General features: G+C 55.5%; 14 protein-coding genes. 5 read left to right on the top strand and 9 right to left on the bottom strand.

Translation table 11 applies throughout. The annotated features are described in order from the left end of the window. Window positions 1-23 precede the first annotated feature (23 nt). Genes glpC through glpA form a run of 3 tightly spaced genes read right to left on the bottom strand, consistent with a single transcriptional unit; the run spans window position 24 to window position 4,046 of the window. A complete protein-coding gene (glpC, locus tag ACOTX2_RS02520) occupies window positions 24-1,214 on the bottom strand; it encodes an anaerobic glycerol-3-phosphate dehydrogenase subunit GlpC (protein ID WP_063147694.1) in 1,191 nt (396 codons plus the stop codon). After that, window positions 1,211-2,428: a glycerol-3-phosphate dehydrogenase subunit GlpB gene (glpB, locus tag ACOTX2_RS02515; RefSeq protein ID WP_063147695.1), complete on the bottom strand. Its 1,218-nt coding sequence runs from the start codon at window positions 2,426-2,428 to the stop codon at window positions 1,211-1,213. Before glpB ends, glpC begins: the two co-directional genes overlap by 4 nt. Next, entirely contained in the window at window positions 2,418-4,046 is a 1,629-nt protein-coding gene (glpA, locus tag ACOTX2_RS02510; RefSeq protein WP_063147696.1) for an anaerobic glycerol-3-phosphate dehydrogenase subunit A, read from the bottom strand. Before glpA ends, glpB begins: the two co-directional genes overlap by 11 nt. A 250-nt stretch (window positions 4,047-4,296) precedes the next feature. Between glpA and glpT the strand changes: the two genes are divergently transcribed. Continuing rightward, complete coding sequence (glpT, locus tag ACOTX2_RS02505) at window positions 4,297-5,649, top strand: glycerol-3-phosphate transporter (RefSeq protein ID WP_063147697.1); 1,353 nt, start codon at window positions 4,297-4,299, stop codon at window positions 5,647-5,649. A gap of 11 nt (window positions 5,650-5,660) precedes the next feature. Continuing rightward, window positions 5,661-6,719, top strand: a complete 1,059-nt coding sequence (gene glpQ, locus ACOTX2_RS02500) for a glycerophosphodiester phosphodiesterase (protein WP_063147698.1) — start codon at window positions 5,661-5,663, stop codon at window positions 6,717-6,719. Between the two features lie 161 nt (window positions 6,720-6,880). On the opposite strand, the gene yfaE is transcribed toward glpQ, so the two are convergent. The 4 genes from yfaE to ubiG all read right to left on the bottom strand — a co-directional run bounded on the left by yfaE (window position 6,881) and on the right by ubiG (window position 11,737). Next, window positions 6,881-7,135: a class I ribonucleotide reductase maintenance protein YfaE gene (yfaE, locus tag ACOTX2_RS02495; protein WP_003859419.1), complete on the bottom strand. Its 255-nt coding sequence runs from the start codon at window positions 7,133-7,135 to the stop codon at window positions 6,881-6,883. Continuing rightward, the gene (gene nrdB, locus ACOTX2_RS02490) at window positions 7,135-8,265 is read right to left on the bottom strand and encodes a class Ia ribonucleoside-diphosphate reductase subunit beta (RefSeq protein ID WP_023306627.1); all 1,131 of its coding nucleotides are present in this window, start codon (window positions 8,263-8,265) and stop codon (window positions 7,135-7,137) included. Before nrdB ends, yfaE begins: the two co-directional genes overlap by 1 nt. A 108-nt stretch (window positions 8,266-8,373) precedes the next feature. After that, window positions 8,374-10,659, bottom strand: a complete 2,286-nt coding sequence (nrdA, locus tag ACOTX2_RS02485) for a class 1a ribonucleoside-diphosphate reductase subunit alpha (protein ID WP_023300610.1) — start codon at window positions 10,657-10,659, stop codon at window positions 8,374-8,376. Between the two features lie 349 nt (window positions 10,660-11,008). Continuing rightward, on the bottom strand, window positions 11,009-11,737 hold the full coding sequence (gene ubiG, locus ACOTX2_RS02480; RefSeq protein WP_045620901.1) for a bifunctional 2-polyprenyl-6-hydroxyphenol methylase/3-demethylubiquinol 3-O-methyltransferase UbiG: 729 nt from the start codon (window positions 11,735-11,737) through the stop codon (window positions 11,009-11,011). Window positions 11,738-11,883: 146 nt separating this feature from the next. Between ubiG and gyrA the strand changes: the two genes are divergently transcribed. Continuing rightward, a complete protein-coding gene (gyrA, locus tag ACOTX2_RS02475) occupies window positions 11,884-14,520 on the top strand; it encodes a DNA topoisomerase (ATP-hydrolyzing) subunit A (RefSeq protein ID WP_023300608.1) in 2,637 nt (878 codons plus the stop codon). A gap of 134 nt (window positions 14,521-14,654) precedes the next feature. Further along, window positions 14,655-17,501, top strand: coding sequence for a two-component system sensor histidine kinase RcsC (gene rcsC, locus ACOTX2_RS02470; protein WP_063147699.1), 2,847 nt, complete (start codon window positions 14,655-14,657; stop codon window positions 17,499-17,501). A 111-nt stretch (window positions 17,502-17,612) separates the two neighbouring features. Here the strand turns inward: rcsC and rcsB are convergent, their stop codons facing one another. Both rcsB and rcsD read right to left on the bottom strand, forming a co-directional pair. Next, window positions 17,613-18,263 (bottom strand): response regulator transcription factor RcsB, encoded by a 651-nt coding sequence (gene rcsB / locus ACOTX2_RS02465; RefSeq protein WP_003859405.1) that lies wholly within the window; start codon window positions 18,261-18,263, stop codon window positions 17,613-17,615. Window positions 18,264-18,279: 16 nt separating this feature from the next. Then, window positions 18,280-20,952 carry a phosphotransferase RcsD gene (gene rcsD, locus ACOTX2_RS02460; protein ID WP_023300606.1) on the bottom strand — a complete coding sequence of 891 codons (2,673 nt, stop codon included), beginning with the start codon at window positions 20,950-20,952 and terminating at the stop codon, window positions 18,280-18,282. A gap of 746 nt (window positions 20,953-21,698) precedes the next feature. Between rcsD and ACOTX2_RS02455 the strand changes: the two genes are divergently transcribed. Next, entirely contained in the window at window positions 21,699-22,790 is a 1,092-nt protein-coding gene (locus tag ACOTX2_RS02455) for a porin OmpC (protein WP_048966266.1), read from the top strand. Window positions 22,791-22,886: the final 96 nt, after the last annotated feature.

The following is a 22,886-nucleotide window of genomic DNA, read 5'->3' as shown; positions in this document are numbered from 1 at the left end:
CGGGGGAGTGTCCCCGGCAACGGTTACGCCAGTGCGTTTGCCAGCAAGGTAATGGGATGTTCACAGCGTTTGCTGGTGGACATCTCGATCTGCCACTTGCAGGTTTCGCAGTCCGTCACCACGATATCTGCGCCGCTCTCTTCAATCTGCCGGAACAGCGGCGCGCCAATGGCCTGTGACGTTGGGTAGTTTTCACGCTTGAATCCGTAGGTGCCAGCGATGCCGCAGCAGCGTGAGTCCAGCACCGTCAGCTCCAGCCCCGGGATCAGCCGCAGCAGATCCAGCGTATAGATCGACCAGCCCATCTTCTCCATATGACATGGCGTGTGATACACCACCTTCAACGGCAATTTGCCCAGCGGTAACGTCTGCCCACTGTCAAGTTTGCGCCAGAGAAAACGGGTCGCCAGCTCAATGTGCTCGCGCAAGCCGGTGTTATCCACATCCAGCAGATGCGGATATTCATCGCGCAGCGTGAAGGTACAGGTTGACGACGTCGCCAGTACCGGTATCCCTTTGTCGACGATCGCCTCACGTAAAGAGGTGACGTTGCTTTTCGCCTGCCTGCGCGTTTTGTCGGTAAAACCGTTGGCAATCAGCGGAACGCCGCAGCACTTCTCTTTGCTCAGCAGCTGAACGCCCGTCCCCATGGCGTTCAGCACTTTCAGCAGGTCTTTCCCCAGCTGCGGATGGTTGTAGTTCACGTAGCAGCCGTGGAAGAAGGCAACTTGCTCAGCAAACTGCGCCTGTTCTGCCGCCACGGATTTATACCAGCGGCGGAAGGTGCCGTGAGAATATTTCGGCAGACTGCGGTGATGGTCGATTTTGAGCGTCGCATCCAGCAGCCTGCGCACCGGCTTCAGGGCGGTGGCGGCATTGACGACCGGCGCGAAAGGCGTCGAGAGGCTGCCCATCAGATCGGTGTGGCTCAGTATCGCGTCGCGCAGCGTCGGTTTTTGCGTACTGTAGCGGGCGCGGGCGCGCTGGATGATATCGCCTATTTTCACGTCCGACGGGCAGGCAACTTCGCAGCGTTTGCAGTTTATGCAGTATTTCAGCGCCTCGTCGTAGAGCGCGCCGTCCTTCAGGCGCAGACGCTCCCCGTCGGGGCCGGCCTGTTTCGGGCCGGGATAGCGCGGATCGACGCCGCTGACCGGGCAAACCGTGGTGCAGACCGTGCATTTGATACAGCTTTCAAATCGGGTGTCGTTCATTGTGCTCCCTCCCTGCGCTGGATAATCTGCTCCGCGACATGCAGCGCGGTGACGGCGCAGACGCCGCCACCGCAGCCCTGTGCCACGGGATCGTACCCGCCCAGAACCGAGCCGATGGCGTAAAGATTTTCAACCGGTTCCCCGCCCAGCTGCGGGCGCAGCTGGGTATCGACGATCACGCCGAACTGCTGCCAGGGCTGCGGGGTGAAGAAATCGCTTTGATACCAGTCCGCGCGGGAAGCGCTTTGCCGGACATCCAGCCCGAGAATTGCCTCACGCACGCCATCCCGGCTGCTCAGCAGACCGTTACTGAAGAAGCTGCCGCTTGCCAGCACCGTATAGTGTGCACGAAGCGGGATGTCGCCGTGGTTGCGGGTCCAGATTTCGCTTACCGCGCCCTCTGCCAGGGTGATTTTTTTCACCTCGTCGCCTGCCATCCAGACGCCACCCTGGGCGACAAACTGACGTTGAAGCTGGGTATGCAGACGAATGCCGGGCACGGAAGGGGGGAGCGTCGGCAGTAAACCGAGCGTACAGGGCAGGCGCGCCGAGAGCCAGCGCCAGAGCCGGTTGTCCGTTAAGCCAAAACAGGCGGGCATAAACAGGGCGTCGCAGGTCTCGCCGAGCGGTTGAAGCGCCGCGTACAGCTGCGGCCAGTAGCGTTCATTATCCAGCAGGCGGGCAATGTTCACCGCACGAAACTCGCTGGGGTTTTCGCGCAGCACGTCGAGCTCGGGGAGATCAATCTCCGCCGTATCCACCTGAATGCCCTGCTGTCTGAGAGACGCGGCGGCAAGATGCGGCTGGAAATCAAGGAAACCGCTGATCCCCACCACCCGCACGTGCCCGGCAGCGATGGGGGCGACAGGCACCTCTTCCGGGCTAAGCCAGGCGGCGCGTAGAGTGCCGAGCGGCGTGACGCGCTGATGATTTTGCTCGGCGTCACCCTGCATGCGTGCGCCGCAGGCGGTCAGCAGGTGTTCGGTTTCGCAGGCAAAGCGGGCCATATTCTCTGCGCCCGTCAGGCGGTAGGGATGTTCAGGCGGCAGATCGGCGAACGATAGCGCGCCCAGTAAATCCAGCGAGCCGGAAGAGAAGTGCAGGGCACTTTGACCGCGAGTGACAATGGCGCAGCGCAGACCCCGCTGCGTCAGTTTGAGACCGCACAGCAGGCCCGCCAGCCCTCCACCCACAATCACGGTATCAAATTTCATGGTTGTGCTCCTTCTCCAGACCGCAAAGTCCCTGATAGACCCAGCGGGTAAACTCACTTTCGCGCAGGGCATCGCCCCAGGCGACGGGCTGAATGCCTTTCCAGCGCTCATTTAAAAAATCGCTGAGCTGGGCGAGCGACTGGGTTGAGGAGGTGGCATGAAAACGTTGCAGCAGCCCGGCGGCACGGCAGGCGCACAGCTCCCCCTGACAGGTGCCCATCCCGACTCGCGTGCGGCGGCGTAAATCAAGCAGGTTGTTCACCGTCAGGTTTTCCACGGCATATTGCACCTCGCCTGCGGTCACGGCTTCGCATTCGCACACCAGGCTGCGGCTGAGTCGCCCTTCACCAAGCCAGGTCGGGGTGCGGTCGCCGTGGCGGTAAATCGCCGAACCGCGAAGCGGGGCAGGAAGTGAAATGATTTTGTGCAGCGTTTTTTCTGTCGATTGCTGCGAGCCGGGCAGAGCCTGTTCCGCCGTCACGCACGGCGCGGTGTTGCCGAGCTTACGGCAGACGGCATCGGTGGCGCACTGCGCCATCAGCCGGTAGGTCATCAGCTTGCCGCCGGTAATGGTGATAAACCCGTCCATGCCGTCGCGTTCGGCGTGATCGAGCAGCACGATGCCGCGGCTGACGTTACGCCCGCTCGGATCGTTGTCGCTGGCGACGAGGGGACGCACGCCCGCGTAGGCACGCAGAATACGCGTCTGCGCCATCACCGGGGCCAGCTTTTCCCCTTCGCGCAGCAGAATATCCACCTCTTCGGCGGTAACGCGGTTGTAATCGATTTCGCTGTAGTCCACATGCATTGAGGTCGTGCCGATCAACGAAATGGTGTCCCCCGGCACGAGGATGTCGGCGTCAGACGGTTTACGGCAGCGGTTGATGACATGGTTATTGATGCGATGGTCGAGGATCAGCAGCGAGCCTTTGGCCGGGAACATGCGGACGGATAAATCGGCGTATTCCGCGATGCGCTGGCCCCAGATCCCCGCCGCGTTGACCACGACGGTGGCATACAGCTCGCGGTGTTCATTGTACTGCGTATCACACACGCGCACCCCGCGTACGGTATTACCTTCACGAATAAGCCCGGTGACGTGATGCCCGGTCAGGATCTGTGCACCGTGTTCCCGCGCGTCGAGCATATTGGCGGCGGTCAGGCGGAAAGGATCAATGGTTCCGTCAGGCACTTTTACCGCGCCCAGTAACGCCGGGTTTACCGAGGGTTCAAGACGGCGCGCCTGTGCAGGATCGAGCGCCTCGGCCTGAATGCCTGCCGCCGTGCAGGCGGTGATAAAGGTTTGCTGAAAGCCGAAATCATCTTCGGGAAGGGTGATAAAAAGGCCGTTGGTCGGTTCAACGCAGTGGCGGGCGATGCGCCTGAGGATCTGGTTTTCAGCAATACACTCGCGCGCGGACTCAGCGTCAGTGACTGCATAGCGGGCGCCGCTGTGCAACAGACCGTGGTTACGCCCCGTTGCGCCGGTGGCGATGTCGTGGCGTTCCAGAAGCGTGACGCTCAATCCCCGCAGGGCGCAGTCGCGTGCGATGCCGGCACCCGTCGCGCCACCGCCAATGATAATCACATCGCTGAAGCGTGGATCGTGAATTGTCATTGCCTTTCCTCTATGTTCGTTTTTTAGCATTTAGCCACATTGATCGTGTGGTTTGTTTGATTTCGAACATAAACGCGCGAAATTCGAAAGTGAAACGTGATTTCATGCGCTTTTTTGCGCATTCTGTCATATTTCTGTAACAATCTGTGCGTTGATTCACAGTAACATTCACCGTGATTTCTTAACATCGCCGCCTCTGTAGCCGGGCGCGAGATGCCCGGTCATTTTTTGAAAGGCCACGGAGGCTGTTATGCTCAGTATCTTTAAACCTGCGCCACACCGGGCGCGACTGCCAGAGGCAGAGATTGATCCTCTCTACCGCCGTCTGCGTTGGCAAATCTTCCTCGGGATCTTCTTCGGGTATGCGGCGTACTATCTGGTACGTAAAAACTTTGCGCTCGCCATGCCGTACCTGGTGGAACAAGGCTTCTCCCGCGGCGATCTGGGCTTTGCGCTGTCGGGGATCTCCATCGCGTACGGTTTTTCGAAGTTCATTATGGGGTCGGTGTCGGATCGCTCGAATCCGCGCGTGTTCCTGCCCGCCGGTCTGATCCTCGCGGCAGCGGTGATGCTGTTCATGGGCTTTGTGCCATGGGCGACCTCCAGCATTGCCGTCATGTTCGTACTGCTGTTCCTCTGCGGCTGGTTCCAGGGGATGGGGTGGCCGCCATGCGGACGTACCATGGTGCACTGGTGGTCACAGAAAGAGCGCGGTGGGATTGTATCGGTCTGGAACTGCGCGCATAACGTCGGGGGCGGGCTTCCGCCGCTGCTGTTCCTGCTGGGGATGGCCTGGTTCAACGACTGGCACGCGGCGCTCTATATGCCTGCCTTTGGCGCCATTCTGGTGGCGATTATCGCCTTCGCCCTGATGCGCGACACGCCGCAGTCCTGCGGCCTGCCGCCGATTGAAGAGTACAAAAACGACTACCCGGATGATTACAGCGAGAAGCACGAAGAAGAGCTGACCGCGAAACAGATCTTCATGAAGTATGTGCTGCCAAACAAGCTGCTGTGGTACATCGCGGTGGCGAACGTGTTTGTCTACCTGCTGCGCTACGGCATCCTCGACTGGTCCCCGACTTACCTGAAAGAGGTGAAGCACTTTGCGCTGGATAAATCCTCCTGGGCCTATTTCCTGTATGAATACGCGGGCATTCCCGGCACGCTGATCTGCGGCTGGATGTCGGACAAAGTGTTTAAGGGCAACCGTGGGGCGACGGGCGTGTTCTTTATGACGCTGGTGACCATCGCGACGGTCGTTTACTGGCTTAACCCGCCGGGTAATCCGGGTGTGGATATGGCCTGTATGATCGTAATCGGCTTCCTGATTTATGGTCCGGTTATGCTGATCGGCCTGCACGCGCTGGAGCTGGCGCCGAAGAAAGCGGCTGGCACGGCGGCAGGCTTTACCGGTCTGTTTGGCTACCTCGGCGGTTCAGTGGCGGCAAGCGCCATCGTCGGTTACACCGTCGACTTCTTCGGCTGGGATGGCGGCTTTATGGTGATGATTGGCGGCAGCGTGCTGGCTGTTCTGCTGCTGGTTGTTGTGATGATTGGTGAAAAACGTCATCACGCCGAAGTGCTGGCGCGTCGTCAATAAGGAGCATTGCGATGAAATTAACTCAGTTAGCGACAGGCCTGCTGCTGGCGGGCCTGATGACAGGCTCCGCGCTGGCGGCGGATAAAATCGTGATCGCCCACCGTGGCGCCAGCGGTTATCTGCCGGAGCATACGCTGCCGGCAAAAGCGATGGCCTATGCCCAGGGCGCGGATTATCTGGAGCAGGATCTGGTGATGACCAAGGACGACCAGCTGGTCGTTCTGCATGACCACTATCTTGACCGCGTGACGGACGTGGCGGAGCGTTTCCCGGATCGCGCCCGTAAAGATGGTCGCTACTACGCCATCGACTTCACGCTGGCGGAGATCCGCTCGCTGAAGTTTACCGAGGGCTTCGAGATTGAGAACGGTAAGAAGGTGCAGGTCTATCCGGGGCGTTTCCCGATGGGCAAGTCTGACTTCCGTATTCACACCTTCGAAGAGGAGATCGAGTTTGTTCAGGGGCTGAACCACTCGACGGGCAAAAATATCGGTATCTACCCGGAAATCAAAGCGCCGTGGTTCCACCATCAGGAAGGAAAAGACATTGCCGCGAAGACGCTGGAGGTACTGAAAAAGTACGGCTACACCAGCAAGAAGGATAAGGTTTTCCTGCAATGTTTCGATGCCGCGGAACTGAAGCGCATCAAAACTGAGCTGGAGCCGAAGATGGGGATGGATCTCAATCTGGTGCAGCTGATTGCCTATACCGACTGGAATGAAACTCAGGAAAAACAGCCGGACGGGAAGTGGGTGAACTACAGCTACGACTGGATGTTTAAGCCGGGCGCGATGAAGCAGATTGCGCAGTACGCCGACGGCATCGGGCCGGATTACCACATGCTGGTGGCGGAAGGCTCAACGCCGGGCCACGTGAAGCTGACGGCGATGGTGAAAGAGGCGCATGCGAGCAAGATGCAGGTGCATCCGTATACCGTGCGTGCAGACCAGCTGCCGGAGTATGCGACGGACGTGAATCAGCTTTACGACGTGCTGTATAACCAGGCGGATGTGGACGGATTGTTTACGGATTTCCCGGATAAAGCGGTCGAATTCATTCACCGGAAGTAGGTTTTGTAGGTCGGGTAAGGCGAAGCCGCCACCCGACAATCAGGCTCTGCGGCCTGATGCCCTCACCCTAACCCTCTCCCCGGAGGGGCGAGGGGATTGCTCAGTGCTCGCATTAATTTGTGGGGAACCCTCTCCCACCGGGAGAGGGGATAAGGACAACATCACATCTCGATCTCTATATCGCCTTTTGCCCGGCAGCAGCAGGGCAAAATTTCCCCTTCACTGATAAAGGCCAGCGGTTCGGTCAGCCAGTCTACCTGGCCTGCGACCAGACGGCAGCGGCAGGAGCCGCAGTAGCCTTCACGACACTGGTACTCGACTTCTACCTGATGCGCTTCAAGCGCCACCAGCAGAGAAGGGTGCTCTTCCTGGCACAACACCTCTGTACCCGAAAGGCTCAGCGTTACGCGGCTCATCAGAGCTGGAAATCGCTCAGGTCGTCGGTGTTGACTTCAGAATCAATCTGACCGACCAGGTAAGAACTCACTTCCACTTCCTGCGGCGCGACCTGCACGTTATCGGACACCAGCCAGGTGTTGATCCACGGGATTGGGTTAGAGCGCGTCTGGAACGGCAGGTCGAGACCGACGGCCTGCATGCGGATGTTGGTGATGTACTCAACGTACTGGCACAGAATGTCTTTGTTCAGGCCAATCATGGAGCCGTCGCGGAACAGGTAGTCTGCCCACTCTTTCTCCTGCTGGGCCGCCAGCACGAACAGGTCGTAGCATTCCTGTTTGCACTCTTCCGCAATTTCCGCCATCTCCGGATCGTCTGCACCGCTGCGCAGCAGGTTCAGCATATGCTGAGTCCCGGTCAGGTGCAGGGCTTCGTCACGGGCAATCAGACGGATAATTTTGGCGTTGCCTTCCATCAGTTTGCGCTCGGCAAACGCGAAGGAGCAGGCGAAGCTCACGTAGAAGCGGATTGCTTCCAGGGCGTTGACGCTCATCAGGCACAGATAGAGCTGTTTTTTCAGGATCCGCAGGTTTACGGTGACGGTTTTACCGTTCACGTTGTGCGTACCTTCGCCCAGCAGATGCCAGTAGCTGGTCATCTCGATCAGTTCGTCATAGTAGTGCGCAATGCCTTCGGCGCGCTTCTGGATCTGTTCGTTGGTGACGATATCATCAAACACCACCGCCGGATCGTTCACGATGTTGCGGATGATGTGGGTGTAAGAGCGGGAGTGGATCGTCTCGGAGAACGCCCATGTCTCAACCCAGGTTTCCAGCTCAGGAATCGAGATCAGCGGCAGCAGCGCCACGTTCGGACTACGACCCTGAATGGAGTCCAGCAGCGTCTGGTATTTCAGGTTGCTGAGGAAGATGTGCTTTTCGTGTTCCGGCAGCGCCTGGAAATCGATACGGTCGCGGGAAACGTCAACTTCTTCCGGACGCCAGAAGAAAGAGAGTTGCTTTTCAATCAGCTTTTCGAAGATGTCATATTTTTGCTGATCGTAGCGTGCCACGTTGACCGGCTGGCCGAAGAACATCGGCTCTTTGAGCTGGTCGTTTTTCGTCTGTGAAAAGGTGGTATATGCCATTGCGGTGAGTCCTGTGGTGTTATTTCCCCTCACCCCGGCCCTCTCCCACAGGGAGAGGGGGAAAGAGTTCCCTCTCCCTGTGGGAGGGGGTTAGGGTGAGGGAATTTATTAGATCTTACATGCGCCGCTTTCGCAGCCATCGTCCTGAATTGACGGCGCCAGGTCGTCCTGGGCGTCTTCCGCACCATCACGGGTGTTGTGATAGTACAGGGTCTTCACGCCAAATTTGTAGGCGGTGAGCAGGTCTTTCAGCAGTTGCTGCATCGGAACCTTGCCTGACGGGAAGCGCGTCGGGTCGTAGTTGGTATTGGCAGAGATCGACTGGTCGATAAACTTCTGCATGATACCCACCAGTTGCAGGTAGCCATCGTTGTTTGGCATTTCCCACAGCAGCTCGTAGTTGTTGCCCAGCGTTTCGTAATCCGGTACCACCTGACGCAGCACGCCGTCTTTCGACGCTTTGATGCTGACATGGCCGCGCGGTGGCTCAATACCGTTGGTGGCGTTGGAGATTTGCGAAGAGGTCTCGGACGGCATCAGGGCAGAGAGCGTGGAGTTACGCAGGCCGTGAGTTTTAATGGACTCGCGCAGGCCTTCCCAGTCGAGGTGCAGCGGCTCGCTGACGATCGCATCCAGGTCTTTTTTGTAGGTGTCGATCGGCAGAATGCCTTTCGCGTAGGTGGTTTCATTGAACCACGGGCACGCGCCTTGTTCTTTCGCCAGCTCGTTGGAGGCTTTCATCAGGTAGTACTGAATGGCTTCGAACGTCTGGTGCGTCAGATTGTTGGCGCTGCCGTCGGAGTAACGCTTGCCGTTTTTCGCCAGCCAGTAGGCGAAGTTGATCACGCCGATACCTAAAGTGCGACGGCCCATTGCGCCGCGTTTTGCCGCCGGGATTGGGTAATCCTGGTAGTCCAGCAGGGCGTCGAGCGCACGAACCGCCAGCACGGCCAGCTCTTCCAGCTCGTCCAGGCTCTTAATCGCACCCAGGTTGAACGCAGAGAGCGTACACAGGGCGATTTCACCGTTTTCATCGTTCACATCGTCCAGCGGTTTGGTCGGCAGGGCGATCTCCAGGCACAGGTTGGACTGGCGCACTGGCGCAACCACCGGATCGAACGGGCTGTGGGTGTTGCAGTGGTCAACGTTCTGGATGTAGATACGGCCGGTAGAGGCACGTTCCTGCATCATCAGGGAGAACAGATCGACCGCCTTCACGCGCTGCTTGCGGATGCTGTCGTCTTTTTCGTATTTGGTGTACAGACGCTCGAATTCGTCCTGATCGGCGAAGAACGCGTCGTACAGACCCGGGACGTCGGATGGGCTGAACAGGGTGATATCTTCACCTTTCAGCAGGCGGGTGTACATCAGCTTGTTGATCTGCACGCCGTAGTCCATGTGACGCACGCGGTTGCCTTCCACGCCGCGGTTGTTCTTCAGAACCAGCAGGCTTTCCACTTCCAGGTGCCACATTGGGTAGAACAGGGTCGCAGCGCCACCGCGCACGCCGCCCTGAGAGCAGGATTTTACTGCCGTCTGGAAGTGCTTGTAGAACGGGATACAGCCGGTGTGGAACGCTTCACCGCCGCGGATCGGGCTGCCAAGCGCACGGATACGACCAGCGTTGATGCCGATACCAGCACGCTGGGAGACGTATTTTACGATGGCGCTGGAGGTCGCGTTGATGGAATCCAGGCTGTCACCACACTCGATCAGTACGCAGGAGCTGAACTGACGGGTAGGGGTACGCACGCCAGACATGATTGGCGTAGGCAGAGAAATCTTGAACGTAGAGACCGCATCGTAGAAACGCTTCACGTAGTCCAGACGGGTTTCACGTGGATAATTAGAGAACAGGCAGGCGGCCACCAGAATATAGAGGAACTGGGCGCTCTCGTAGATTTCGCCCGTCACACGGTTCTGAACCAGGTATTTGCCTTCGAGCTGCTTCACCGCCGCGTAGGAGAAGTTCATGTCGCGCCAGTGATCGATAAACCCGTTCATCTGCTCGAACTCTTCTTCCGTATAGTCTTCCAGCAGATGCGTGTCGTATTTGCCCAGCTCAACCATTTTCACTACGTGATCGTAAAGCTTCGGCGGCTCGAACTGGCCGTAGGCTTTCTTACGCAGGTGGAAAATCGCCAGACGCGCAGCGAGGTACTGATAATCCGGTGCGTCGCGGGAGATCAGATCTGCCGCTGCTTTGATAATGGTTTCGTGGATATCAGACGTTTTGATGCCGTCGTAGAACTGAATGTGAGAACGCAGTTCGACCTGGGATATAGATACGTTGTTCAGTCCTTCTGCTGCCCAGTCGAGAACTCGATGGATTTTGTCCAGATTGATACGCTCGGTAGTACCGTCGCGCTTTGTCACCAGCAGACTCTGATTCATGTGGGTTTTTACCTGTCCGTGAAATAAAAAAATATCCCCCGCTTATCCACAGAACCGTCTTGTGACTAACTCTGTGGATAAATACTACATATAGGGGTTTTGCGATAAGAAGAACGCTATATGGTGAGTATTCTAGTATCGAATCTTTTCAGCACAAGGGTTGATTTTGACGTTAAATTGAGGTTGTGAAAGGGTAAAAAAGGCTAAGTCCTCGTACCGTAAGGCCTGGAAGAGATGTCAATATTCCAGAAAAAAAATTCAAAATTTGATCGAGTGCTGATTTCTTCAACGGGAGGTCAGAATTGCGCAACATGATGTCGCGCAATCTTTATAAGAATAACGAATGACGTTAGTCGTTTTTGGCGGTTGTGTGCAACATATAGTTAACATCCACGCCCGGGGCAAGTTTGAATTTATCCGTCAGAGGATTGTAGTGCAGACCCGTCATGTGCTGTTCCTTAAGCCATGTCTGGTCAACCCAGCCCAGCAGTTCGGCAGGCTTGATGAACTTCTTCACGTCGTGCGTCCCTTTCGGCACCATGCGCAGCACATATTCCGCGCCTACCACGGCCATCAGCCAGGCTTTGCCGTTGCGGTTGATGGTCGAGAAGAAGACCTGTCCACCCGGTTTCACCAGTTTTGCACAGGCGTTGACGACCGACTGCGGATCGGGAACGTGCTCCAGCATCTCCATGCAGGTCACCACGTCATACTGGTGCGCATGTTTAGCCGCGTGCTCTTCCACGGTTTCCTGGACATATTCTACCTGTACGCCGGACTCCAGCGCATGAAGACGCGCAACCTGTAGAGGTTCGAAGCCCATGTCCAGACCGGTGACGGTGGCCCCTTCGCGCGCCATGCTTTCCGCCAGGATGCCGCCGCCGCAGCCGACGTCGAGCACTTTCTTACCGAACAGACCGCCGGAACGCTCCGCGATATAGCCCAGACGTAGCGGGTTAATACGATGCAGAGGTTTGAACTCACCTTCGAGATCCCACCAGCGGGACGCCACCGCTTCAAATTTGGCAATCTCTTCGTGGTCAACGTTGTGAGCCACCGGGGATTTTTCGGCATTCATGGGCGCTTTTACTCCTTATTTAGCAAGACAAATGAGTATATCAGGCAATCCCTGTGAATAAAGCGTATAGGTTTACCTGTATCACCGCGGCTGTGTTATAATTTGCGACCTTTGAATCCGGGATACAGTAGAGGGATAGCGGTTAGATGAGCGACCTTGCGAGAGAAATTACACCGGTTAACATCGAGGAAGAGCTGAAAAGCTCCTATCTGGACTATGCGATGTCGGTCATTGTTGGCCGTGCGCTGCCGGACGTCCGCGATGGCCTTAAGCCGGTACACCGTCGCGTACTATACGCCATGAACGTATTGGGCAATGACTGGAATAAAGCCTACAAAAAATCTGCCCGTGTCGTTGGTGACGTAATCGGTAAATACCATCCCCATGGTGATTCCGCGGTGTACGACACCATTGTCCGTATGGCGCAGCCTTTCTCGCTGCGTTACATGCTGGTAGATGGTCAGGGTAACTTTGGTTCTATCGACGGCGACTCCGCCGCGGCAATGCGTTATACGGAAATCCGTCTGGCGAAGATTGCCCATGAGCTGATGGCTGACCTGGAAAAAGAGACGGTTGATTTCGTTGATAACTACGACGGCACGGAAAAAATTCCTGACGTTATGCCAACGAAGATCCCAAACCTGCTGGTGAACGGTTCGTCCGGTATCGCAGTGGGTATGGCAACCAACATTCCGCCGCACAACATCACGGAAGTGATTAACGGCTGCCTGGCCTACATCGACGATGAAGACATCAGCATTGAAGGGCTGATGGAACACATCCCGGGCCCGGACTTCCCGACGGCGGCAATCATCAACGGCCGTCGCGGTATTGAAGAAGCGTACCGTACCGGTCGCGGCAAGATTTACATCCGTGCCCGCGCCGAAGTGGAAGCGGACGCCAAAACCGGCCGTGAAACCATTATTGTTCACGAGATCCCGTATCAGGTGAACAAAGCGCGTCTGATTGAAAAAATCGCCGAGCTGGTAAAAGAAAAACGCGTTGAAGGCATCAGCGCGCTGCGCGACGAGTCTGACAAAGACGGTATGCGCATCGTGATTGAAATCAAGCGCGACGCGGTGGGTGAAGTTGTGCTGAACAACCTTTACTCCCAGACTCAGCTTCAGGTCTCCTTCGGTATCAACATGGTTGCGCTGCACCATGGCCAGCCGAAGATCATGAACCTGAAAGAGATCCTGAGCGCGTTTGTGCGTCACCGCCGTGAAGTGGTGACTCGCCGTACCATCTTTGAACTGCGCAAAGCGCGCGATCGTGCCCATATCCTTGAAGCACTGGCCGTTGCGCTGGCGAACATCGACCCGATCATCGAACTGATCCGCCGTGCGCCGACGCCAGCAGAAGCGAAGGCGTCGCTGGTTGCGCGTCCATGGGATCTGGGCAACGTGGCGGCGATGCTGGAACGTGCCGGCGATGATGCTGCGCGTCCTGAGTGGCTGGAGCCGGAATTCGGCGTGCGTGACGGTCAGTACTATCTGACTGAACAGCAGGCCCAGGCGATTCTGGATCTGCGTTTGCAGAAACTGACCGGCCTTGAGCATGAAAAACTGCTCGACGAGTACAAAGAGCTGCTGGAGCAGATTGCCGAGCTGCTGCATATCCTGGGTAGCGCAGAGCGCCTGATGGAAGTGATCCGTGAAGAGCTGGAGCTGGTTCGCGATCAGTTCGGCGACGAGCGTCGCACCGAAATCACGGCCAACAGCTCTGATATCAACATTGAAGATCTGATCAACCGCGAAGACGTGGTCGTGACGCTGTCTCACCAGGGTTACGTGAAGTATCAGCCGTTGACCGACTACGAAGCACAGCGTCGTGGCGGTAAAGGTAAATCTGCGGCGCGTATTAAAGAAGAAGACTTCATTGACCGTCTGCTGGTGGCCAACACCCACGACACGATCCTCTGCTTCTCCAGCCGGGGCCGTCTGTACTGGATGAAAGTCTATCAGCTGCCGGAAGCGAGCCGTGGCGCGCGGGGTCGACCTATCGTTAACCTGCTGCCGCTGGAAGCGAACGAACGTATCACCGCCATTCTGCCGGTACGCGAGTACGAAGAGGGTGTGAACGTCTTTATGGCAACCGCGAGCGGTACCGTGAAGAAAACCGCGCTGACCGAATTCAGCCGTCCACGTTCCGCCGGGATCATCGCGGTGAACCTGAACGAAGGCGACGAGCTGATCGGCGTGGATCTGACCTCCGGTTCTGATGAAGTGATGCTGTTCTCTGCGGCCGGTAAAGTGGTGCGCTTTAAAGAGAACGCCGTGCGCGCAATGGGTCGTACGGCGACCGGCGTGCGTGGTATCAAGCTGGCGGGTGAAGACAGCGTGGTTTCCCTGATCGTTCCGCGTGGCGAAGGCGCAATCCTGACCGTCACCCAGAACGGCTACGGTAAACGTACGGCGGAAAGCGAATACCCGACCAAGTCTCGCGGCACGCAGGGCGTTATCTCCATCAAAGTGACCGAGCGCAACGGTTCCGTTGTTGGCGCGGTGCAGGTGGACGACGCGGACCAGATCATGATGATCACCGATGCCGGTACGCTGGTGCGTACCCGCGTGTCAGAGATCAGCGTGGTGGGTCGTAACACCCAGGGCGTTATCCTCATCCGTACTGCGGAAGATGAAAACGTCGTCGGTCTGCAACGCGTTGCTGAGCCGGTGGATGACGAAGAGCTCGACTCTATCGACGGCAGCGTCGCGGAAGGGGATGATGAAATCGTCCCGGAAGCGGACACCGATGATGAAGCAGCGGATGACGCTGACGAGTAACGTCTCCTGACGCATAAAGGGCCGGTTTCCGGCCCTTTTGTTTTGCGCAAGCAGACAAGTGAACGTTGCGACAAGCCGCGTTTACCGCTACCTTAACCACATTCTTTTTTCCCCGATGGCGGAGCCTCGCCCCTTTGAAATACCTCGTCTCCTTTCGTACCACGTTAAAAGTCTCTCGCTATCTGTTTCGGGCGCTTGCGCTACTGCTATGGTTGCTGGTGGCACTGCTCTCGGTGTTTTACATCGTTAACGCGTTACACCAGAAAGAAGCGGAGATCCGCCAGGAGTTTAACTTAAGCTCGGATCAGGCCCAGCGCTATATCCAGCGCACGTCTGACGTGATGAAAGAGCTTAAGTATATCGCTGAGAATCGACTGACGGCGGAGAACGGCATTCTTGCCCTCCGCGGTCGGGATGAAAAAACCGAAGTACCTGATTTCGAACCGCTCTTCCCGGACTCCGATTGTTCCGCGATGGGCAAAGCCTGGCGTGGCTCACTGGAGTCCCTGTCATGGTTTATGCGCTACTGGCGCGATAATTTTTCGGCCGCTTACGATCTAAACCGCGTCTACCTGATTGGCAACGAAAATCTTTGCATGGCGGACTTCGGTCTGCGAGATATGCCCGTCGAACGCGAAGACGCGCTGAATAGCCTGCATGAGCGCATAGTGAAATACCGCAATGCGCCTCAGGAAGAGCGCGGGAACAACATCTTCTGGATAAGCCAGGGGCCGCGCATGGGCGTCGGCTATTTCTATGCCCTGACTCCGGTTTACCTCGGAAACCGCCTGCAAGCGCTGCTGGGGATTGAACAAACCATCCGCATGGAAAACTTCTTCACGCCGGGCAGTCTGCCGATGGGCGTGACCATTCTGGATGAGAACGGCCACCCACTCATCTCCCTTACCGGGCCTGAAAACCGCCTGAAAGTGGAGCCCAGCTGGATGCAGGAGCGGTCATGGTTTGGCTATACCTCCGGGTTCCGCGAGCTGGTGCTGAAGAAAAGTTTACCGCCATCGTCGCTGAGCATTGTCTATTCGCTGCCGGTGGACAAGGTGCTGGAGCGCATTCGCATCCTGATCCTTAACGCCATTTTGTTGAACATCGCGGTAGGCGTCGCGCTGTTTATGCTGGCGAGAATGTATGAGCGGCGGATCTTTATTCCGGCGGAAGCGGATGCTCAGCGTCTGGAGGAGCACGAGCAGTTTAACCGTAAGATTGTCGCCTCGGCGCCGGTAGGGATCTGTATCCTGCGTACTCAGGACGGGACAAATATCCTCAGTAACGAGCTTGCCCATAACTACCTGAACATGCTCACGCATGAAGACCGCCAGCGGTTAACGCAGATCATCTGTGGGCAACAGGTTAACTTTGTGGATGTGCTGACCAGCACGCACACCAATCTGCAAATCAGCTTCGTCCATTCGCGCTACCGCAATGAAAACGTGGCGATTTGCGTGCTGGTGGACGTCTCCGCGCGCGTTAAGATGGAAGAGTCATTGCAGGATATGGCGCAGGCGGCGGAGCAGGCCAGCCAGTCGAAATCGATGTTCCTCGCGACCGTCAGCCATGAGCTGCGTACGCCGCTGTACGGCATTATCGGTAACCTCGATCTTCTCCAGACCAAAGAGCTGCCGAAAGGGGTCGACCGCCTGGTGACGGCGATGAACAACTCGTCCAGCCTGCTGCTGAAAATTATCAGCGATATTCTCGACTTCTCTAAAATTGAATCCGAGCAGTTGAAAATAGAACCGCGTGAGTTCTCCCCGCGCGAGGTGATGAACCATATCAGCGCCAACTATCTGCCGCTGGTGGTGCGCAAACAGCTGGGGCTGTACTGCTTTATCGAGCCGGATGTGCCGCTGACGCTGCATGGCGATCCGATGCGTCTGCAACAGGTCATCTCGAACCTGCTAAGCAACGCCATCAAATTCACCGATATCGGCTGTATTGTGCTGCATGTCTGCCGGGCAGGGGAGTACCTGACTATTCGCGTACGCGACACGGGTGTTGGCATTCCGGCGAAAGAGGTCGTTCGCCTGTTCGATCCGTTCTTCCAGGTGGGGACGGGCGTCCAGCGTAATTTCCAGGGGACCGGGCTGGGTCTGGCGATTTGCGAGAAGCTTATCAGCATGATGGACGGGGATATCTCCGTCGATACCGAGCCGGGTATGGGCAGCCAGTTCACCATCCGTATCCCGCTCTACTCGGCACACTATCCGGTGAAAACCACGGTCGACGGGCTGAGCGAAAAGCACTGCTGGCTGGCGGTGCACAACGCCTCCTTACATGATTTCCTGACCTCGATGCTGACCAGCAGCGGCGTGCGGGTCTCACGCTATGAAGGCCAGACGCCGGACGCAGATGACATGCTGATTACTGACGTTGAGCCAGACAAGGCGTGGGCGGGGCGGGGCGTGGTGATGTTCTGCCGCCGTCATATCGGTATTCCGATTGAGCGTTCGCCCGGGGTATGGGTGCACAGTGTGGCGACACCGCACGAAATGTTGGGCTTGCTGGCGCGTATTTACAGCGTACAGCTTGAGGACAGCGATGGCGCTACCGTGCTGGCTTCCCCTGATGAGCTGGCATCGGTGAATGACGATATGATGATTCTGGTCGTCGACGATCATCCGATTAACCGTCGTCTGCTCGCAGACCAGCTTGGCTCTCTGGGCTATCAGTGTAAAACGGCCAATGATGGCGTGGATGCCCTGAATGTCTTAAGTAAGAATCATATTGATATTGTGCTCAGTGATGTGAACATGCCTAACATGGACGGCTATCGTCTGACGCAGCGTATCCGACAGCTGGGGCTGACGCTGCCGGTGGTGGGGGTGACAGCCAACGCACTGGCGGAGGAGAAGCAGCGCTGTCTGGAGTCGGGAATGGACAGCTGTCTGTCGAAGCCGGTCACGCTGGATGTACTGAAGCAGACGCTATCCGTGTATGCGGAGCGGGTGCGAAAAGCAAGACAATAAAAAAGGCCCGAAAGGGCCTTTTTTATGTGTCCGACGGCACTGCGCTTGCGCGGGCCTACGGGGTCTTTAGACCGGGTAACCGCGAGGGTCACCCGGCGTAGACAGCGACGATCAATCTTTGTCCGTTGCGCTCAGCGTCACGGAAGAGAGATAGTTCAGCAGGGCGATATCGTTATCCACACCCAGCTTCATCATCGCGGATTTTTTCTGGCTACTGATGGTTTTGATACTGCGGTTCAGTTTCTTGGCGATTTCAGTAACCAGGAAACCTTCAGCGAACAGACGCAGAACTTCACTCTCTTTAGGCGAGAGACGCTTGTCGCCATAGCCACCCGCGCTGATTTTTTCAAGCAGGCGTGAGACGCTCTCAGGCGTGAATTTCTTCCCTTTCTGTAGCGCCGCCAGCGCTTTAGGCAGATCGGTAGGTGCGCCTTGTTTCAGCACAATCCCTTCAATATCAAGATCCAGAACGGCGCTCAGGATCGCCGGGTTATTGTTCATGGTCAGAACAATGATCGAAATGTCCGGGAAGTGGCGTTTAATGTATTTGATGAGCGTAATCCCATCACCGTATTTATCCCCAGGCATGGAGAGATCGGTAATGAGCACGTGCGCATCAAGTTTAGGCAGGTTGTTAATAAGGGCTGTGGAATCTTCAAATTCACCGACTACATTCACCCACTCGATCTGTTCAAGTGATTTGCGAATACCGAACAGTACAATCGGATGGTCATCGGCAATAATTACGTTCATATTGTTCATGTATAAGGCTACCTTGCTACAGCAAGCTCTTGACGTAAGCGTCAATGTCGCTGATGTATTTTTCAATGCCAGAGGCATCTTTCTCACGAATTAGATGTTCCAGCGTTTCACATAACTGCTTGCCGGGAACCAGATTAAGCATGGCAAACACCCCTTTAAGCCGGTGTGCTGTCTGTGCCAGCGCTGCAAAATCCTGCGCAGCGGACTCAGTATACAACCGCTTAACATCATCTGGTACTGTATCAACGAAGAGCGAATAATATCCGCTGGCATGGAGTTCGGCATTTTCATCGCCGCCTAACGGTGACTCCAGGATCTCTTCCTGCGCCAGATTCTCTTCAATCAGTTGTAATACAGCTTCCTGCATTGCATTGCTCATATTAAAGTTGACGCGCAGCTGCCCAGGGCCGATTTTCCGCACGCCTGGCTCATCATCGCTTAAAAGCAAGCCGGAGGCAGTAAGATTAGACGGATTATCAGTTAAAAATAGATCAAATTCTTGACTCGCGAGCCTTTCGTCCGGGGTAATGCAGGACGCGCCCCAGTTTTCCAGCTGACGAACGACGATATTACGGATCTCACTGGAGGTCACGTCCACCATCACCACCACATCATCCAGCAGACGCTCTTCATCCTCTTCCTGAGGATTCGCCGCCATTTTAACATGCAAGGAGTAGCGGGTGCCGAGGGATTCGCGCGCCTTAATGTTCAGATGACCGCCCAGCTTACGCGCCAGCTGATCGCAGAGCCAGAAGGTGAGGGCATTCGCCTTACCGTAGTGGTCGCGCTGGGTATCGTTCAGGAACGGGAAGTGCAGGTTATCGATTTCGCTCACGGTGACGCCTTCGCCCGTATCCAGAATACGGAACGTCAGACGATCGTCGGTGGACTCATCGGTGCTGACTTCAAGGGTGATCTTGCCGATCTGTGTCGTGGTGACGGCATACTGAATCAACATCATCAGGATGCGACGCAGGGCATCGCGATCGCCGTGACGCTCGTCGTTGGCCGGTAAATGGTTGTTGATCAGCAGCTGGAGCCCTTTGCGCTTGATCACCGGCAGGACTTCCGGAACCACCTCATCAATCAGATCCTGGATGGAGAAGAGCGTAGGGGTGCCCTTCCAGATGTCATTCTCCAGCATGTTCGCAAGCTGGATTTCGTCCACCAGACGAACCAGCGAGTCGGCCTGGCTGCTAAGCTGTCGGCTTTCCGGCGTGCTTAAATCAGCAATCTGCGTGGCGAGTGACTTCAGCGGCTGTTTAAAGGCATCGCCAATGTTTTGCATAAACGCCGCGCGGCCATGCTGGTTTTTCTCATACAGCCTTTGCGCCTGCTTGAGCTTTTTATTCACCAGCACTTCGCGATCCTGATCGCGGATGATGAAGATTTGCGTGCGCGAGGCGACCTGACTGCGGAACTGACGGATCTCATACAGTTCATTATTAATGGTGGCCTGAATGACTCCCTGATGCTGGTCCGCCATGGCCGTAATATTTTGCAGGTTAAGATGCGGCAGAAGGTGATCGGCAATTTTGTTGCTCATCACCGTCCGGTTTGCTTCCTGATCGTGAACAAGCACCCCAAGCGGCAGCACGGAAATAATCTCTTCATTCAGGGCACGAAGAACACGCAACTCGTTGCTGGTCCCGGCTGATACCGACGTCGAGTCGCTCTGGCGGCCCGACTGGAAACGGAAGGTGCTGTAGCCAAACAGCGCCAGCGCCAGCAGGCCGATATTCAACAGCAGCGGCAGCATAATGTTTTGCAGGGTATCAAGCATCAGGGTGCCAAAAGGCACCTGCCACACCAGCCGCATACCGGTTGAGTTGAGCGATGAGGCAATCTCAATCTTCGAGCCATTAAATGAGATCGCTACGCTGTCCGGGCCTTCTTTATCCGACGGCGTGCGCATATTTTGGGTGCTGTTGTCTGGCTCCAGTCGGAAACTGTCCAGCGGCATATCCGGCGGGATAAGATCGTTAATTGGCAGATCGAAGGCAACCACGGTCGCCAGATGGCCCGGCTGGTTAAAGGTGGTTCGCAGCGTAAAGTAGTGGCCATTCTGCCAGGCAAGACGGCGTAATGACGAGAAACTTTCGCGCTCGTCCAGCGCGTTGGCCTGTTGCAGCATTTCTGCCCGACGGGAATCGACAATGCTGCCAACGGTGGTCTCTTTAAAGCCCGACGAGAGATCCTTAAGCGGCAGGGTCGAGATCAGGATCATGCTGTTGTCCTGACCGTTCAGGTAATACATGGACCACGGTACGGTCTCGGCGCCCCACAGGGTGTCCAGATAGGAGGAGATCCGCTGCGTCATCTCAAGCGTTGCGCTGTCGTGCGAGCCGAAAATCAGGGCTTCCGTCTTGCGCTGCGGTTTTTCAAGGTAATACACATCCTGCTTAAGGCGCGTTTCCTGTAACCCTTCGCCTGATGAGGTGGCAGGTGCGGCGGCGATATTGTCGTAGATTTGCCAGGTCGCGTAGCGCCACGTATCAATGCGCTTATGCACCGCATGGGTGATATCGACAATTTGATAGCTTTTATCTTTAAGCCAGGTATTCACGGCGCTCTGAACCATCACTCCCATTGTGACTAACAGCACAACGATCAACAGAAGAAAGAAACGGGTGATGCTGCCCGGTAGAAGGGAGAATTTGCTCGGGGCGGTAGTTTCAGTCTGACTCATCGATGTGTTTAACCCGTAATGGCCGCGCGGTAATGGGATAGGGCAGTATAAAGGGTAATAACTGAATTTCCAGCGTCGTTATCGGTATGACCTTGACTTTTTATCTGTCGCAACCCGCTTCAACGTCATCCGTGTGAAAGATGTACAAAACCCAGTGAAATGTACAAATATGCTGTTACAACGGCAATAAAATAGCACGAATTAACAAGAAATTAATTTTGAAAGTGAAAAGGAAAATCTGTAATCGCCGGGCGATGGATTTAGTTAATAGTCGTTATCATTACAGACGGGTAGCACATAAAATGTCTGTTGACGTAAAGAAAGGTAAAAAAAAAACCGAATGCGGAGCATCCGGTTCAATTAGGGATAAACAGACATTCAGAACTGAATGACGGTAATAAATAAAGTTAATGATGATAGCGAGGGTTATTTTAATGGTGTTGACGGGAATTTTTTTGTCATTCAGTGCTGTACTCTTTTTTAAGTTAGTCTTTTGAATTTTATAGGATATATTTTTGTTTTGATTATCCGTGCTATATTTTTAAACTTTTGATGCTTTGTGAAAGTTCCTTGAAATTTACACATTGAAACATCTTGATGGTAAAGTGAAACATCTTCAAAGTTTTCGTATCATATTCCTGTTGGATTATTCTGCATTTTTGAGGAGAATGAACTTGCCGACTGGTTAAGAGGGTTGACCAGTAAGCAGTGGTAAATAATAAGGCATATAACAGAGGGTTAATAAAATGAAAGTTAAAGTACTGTCCCTCCTGGTACCAGCTCTGCTGGTGGCAGGCGCAGCAAATGCGGCTGAAATTTATAACAAAGACGGCAACAAATTAGATCTGTACGGTAAAGTGGATGGCCTGCACTATTTCTCTGATGACGACAGTGCAGACGGCGACCAGACCTACATGCGTCTGGGCTTCAAAGGCGAAACTCAGGTTAACGACCAGCTGACCGGTTACGGCCAGTGGGAATACCAGATCCAGGGTAACTCTGGTGAGAACGAAAACAACTCATGGACGCGTGTGGCGTTCGCAGGTCTGAAATTCGCTGATGCGGGTTCATTCGACTACGGTCGTAACTACGGCGTTGTTTACGATGTGACTTCCTGGACCGACGTTCTGCCGGAGTTCGGCGGCGATACCTACGGTTCTGACAACTTCATGCAGCAGCGTGGTAACGGCTTCGCGACCTACCGTAACCAGGACTTCTTCGGTCTGGTTGATGGTCTGAACTTCGCGTTGCAGTACCAGGGTAAAAACGGCAGCGCAAGCGGCGAAGGCCAGACCAACAACGGTCGTGACGCGCTGCGTCAGAACGGTGACGGCTACGGCGGCTCTCTGACTTACGATCTGGGCGAAGGCTTCGCACTCGGTACGGCAGTCACCAGTTCTAAACGTACTGCTGACCAGAACGCTGCGGGCTACTACGGTGAAGGCGATCGCGCAGAGACCTACACCGGTGGTCTGAAATACGACGCGAACAACATCTACCTGGCTGCACAGTATACTCAGACTTACAACGCGACCCGCGTTGGCGATCAGGGCTGGGCTAACAAAGCACAGAACTTCGAAGTGGTTGCTCAGTATCAGTTCGACTTCGGCCTGCGTCCATCCGTGGCTTACCTGCAGTCTAAAGGTAAAGACATCGAAAACTATGGCGATCAGGATATCCTGAAGTATGTTGACGTGGGTGCGACTTACTACTTCAACAAAAACATGTCCACCTATGTTGATTACAAAATCAATCTGCTGGATGAAAATGACTTCACCCGTCAGACAGGTATCGGTACTGACGATATCGTCGCGCTGGGTCTGGTTTACCAGTTCTAATTGCTCATACTGCAACAAAGGGGCCATCAGGCCCCTTTTTTCGTGCTTTTTTAGGGTCTTCAAATACGCTGTTTTAGTGTACTCTTGCCGCCCTGG

The organism is Enterobacter cloacae complex sp. IR5412, from assembly GCF_049237385.1.
Taxonomy (GTDB): Bacteria; Pseudomonadota; Gammaproteobacteria; order Enterobacterales; family Enterobacteriaceae; genus Enterobacter; species Enterobacter intestinihominis.
This window is presented reverse-complemented; position numbering and strand designations above follow the sequence as displayed.

What these genes read in the sequence shown, in the direction of transcription:
- rcsB (WP_003859405.1), bottom strand. Translation starts at nt 18,263, where the DNA reads ATGAACAATATGAACGTAATTATTGCCGATGACCATCCGATTGTACTG.
- ACOTX2_RS02455 (WP_048966266.1), top strand. Translation starts at nt 21,699, where the DNA reads ATGAAAGTTAAAGTACTGTCCCTCCTGGTACCAGCTCTGCTGGTGGCA.
- glpC (WP_063147694.1), bottom strand. Translation starts at nt 1,214, where the DNA reads ATGAACGACACCCGATTTGAAAGCTGTATCAAATGCACGGTCTGCACC.
- nrdB (WP_023306627.1), bottom strand. Translation starts at nt 8,265, where the DNA reads ATGGCATATACCACCTTTTCACAGACGAAAAACGACCAGCTCAAAGAG.
- ubiG (WP_045620901.1), bottom strand. Translation starts at nt 11,737, where the DNA reads ATGAATGCCGAAAAATCCCCGGTGGCTCACAACGTTGACCACGAAGAG.
- yfaE (WP_003859419.1), bottom strand. Translation starts at nt 7,135, where the DNA reads ATGAGCCGCGTAACGCTGAGCCTTTCGGGTACAGAGGTGTTGTGCCAG.
- glpA (WP_063147696.1), bottom strand. Translation starts at nt 4,046, where the DNA reads ATGACAATTCACGATCCACGCTTCAGCGATGTGATTATCATTGGCGGT.
- gyrA (WP_023300608.1), top strand. Translation starts at nt 11,884, where the DNA reads ATGAGCGACCTTGCGAGAGAAATTACACCGGTTAACATCGAGGAAGAG.
- glpQ (WP_063147698.1), top strand. Translation starts at nt 5,661, where the DNA reads ATGAAATTAACTCAGTTAGCGACAGGCCTGCTGCTGGCGGGCCTGATG.
- nrdA (WP_023300610.1), bottom strand. Translation starts at nt 10,659, where the DNA reads ATGAATCAGAGTCTGCTGGTGACAAAGCGCGACGGTACTACCGAGCGT.
- glpT (WP_063147697.1), top strand. Translation starts at nt 4,297, where the DNA reads ATGCTCAGTATCTTTAAACCTGCGCCACACCGGGCGCGACTGCCAGAG.
- rcsD (WP_023300606.1), bottom strand. Translation starts at nt 20,952, where the DNA reads ATGAGTCAGACTGAAACTACCGCCCCGAGCAAATTCTCCCTTCTACCG.
- glpB (WP_063147695.1), bottom strand. Translation starts at nt 2,428, where the DNA reads ATGAAATTTGATACCGTGATTGTGGGTGGAGGGCTGGCGGGCCTGCTG.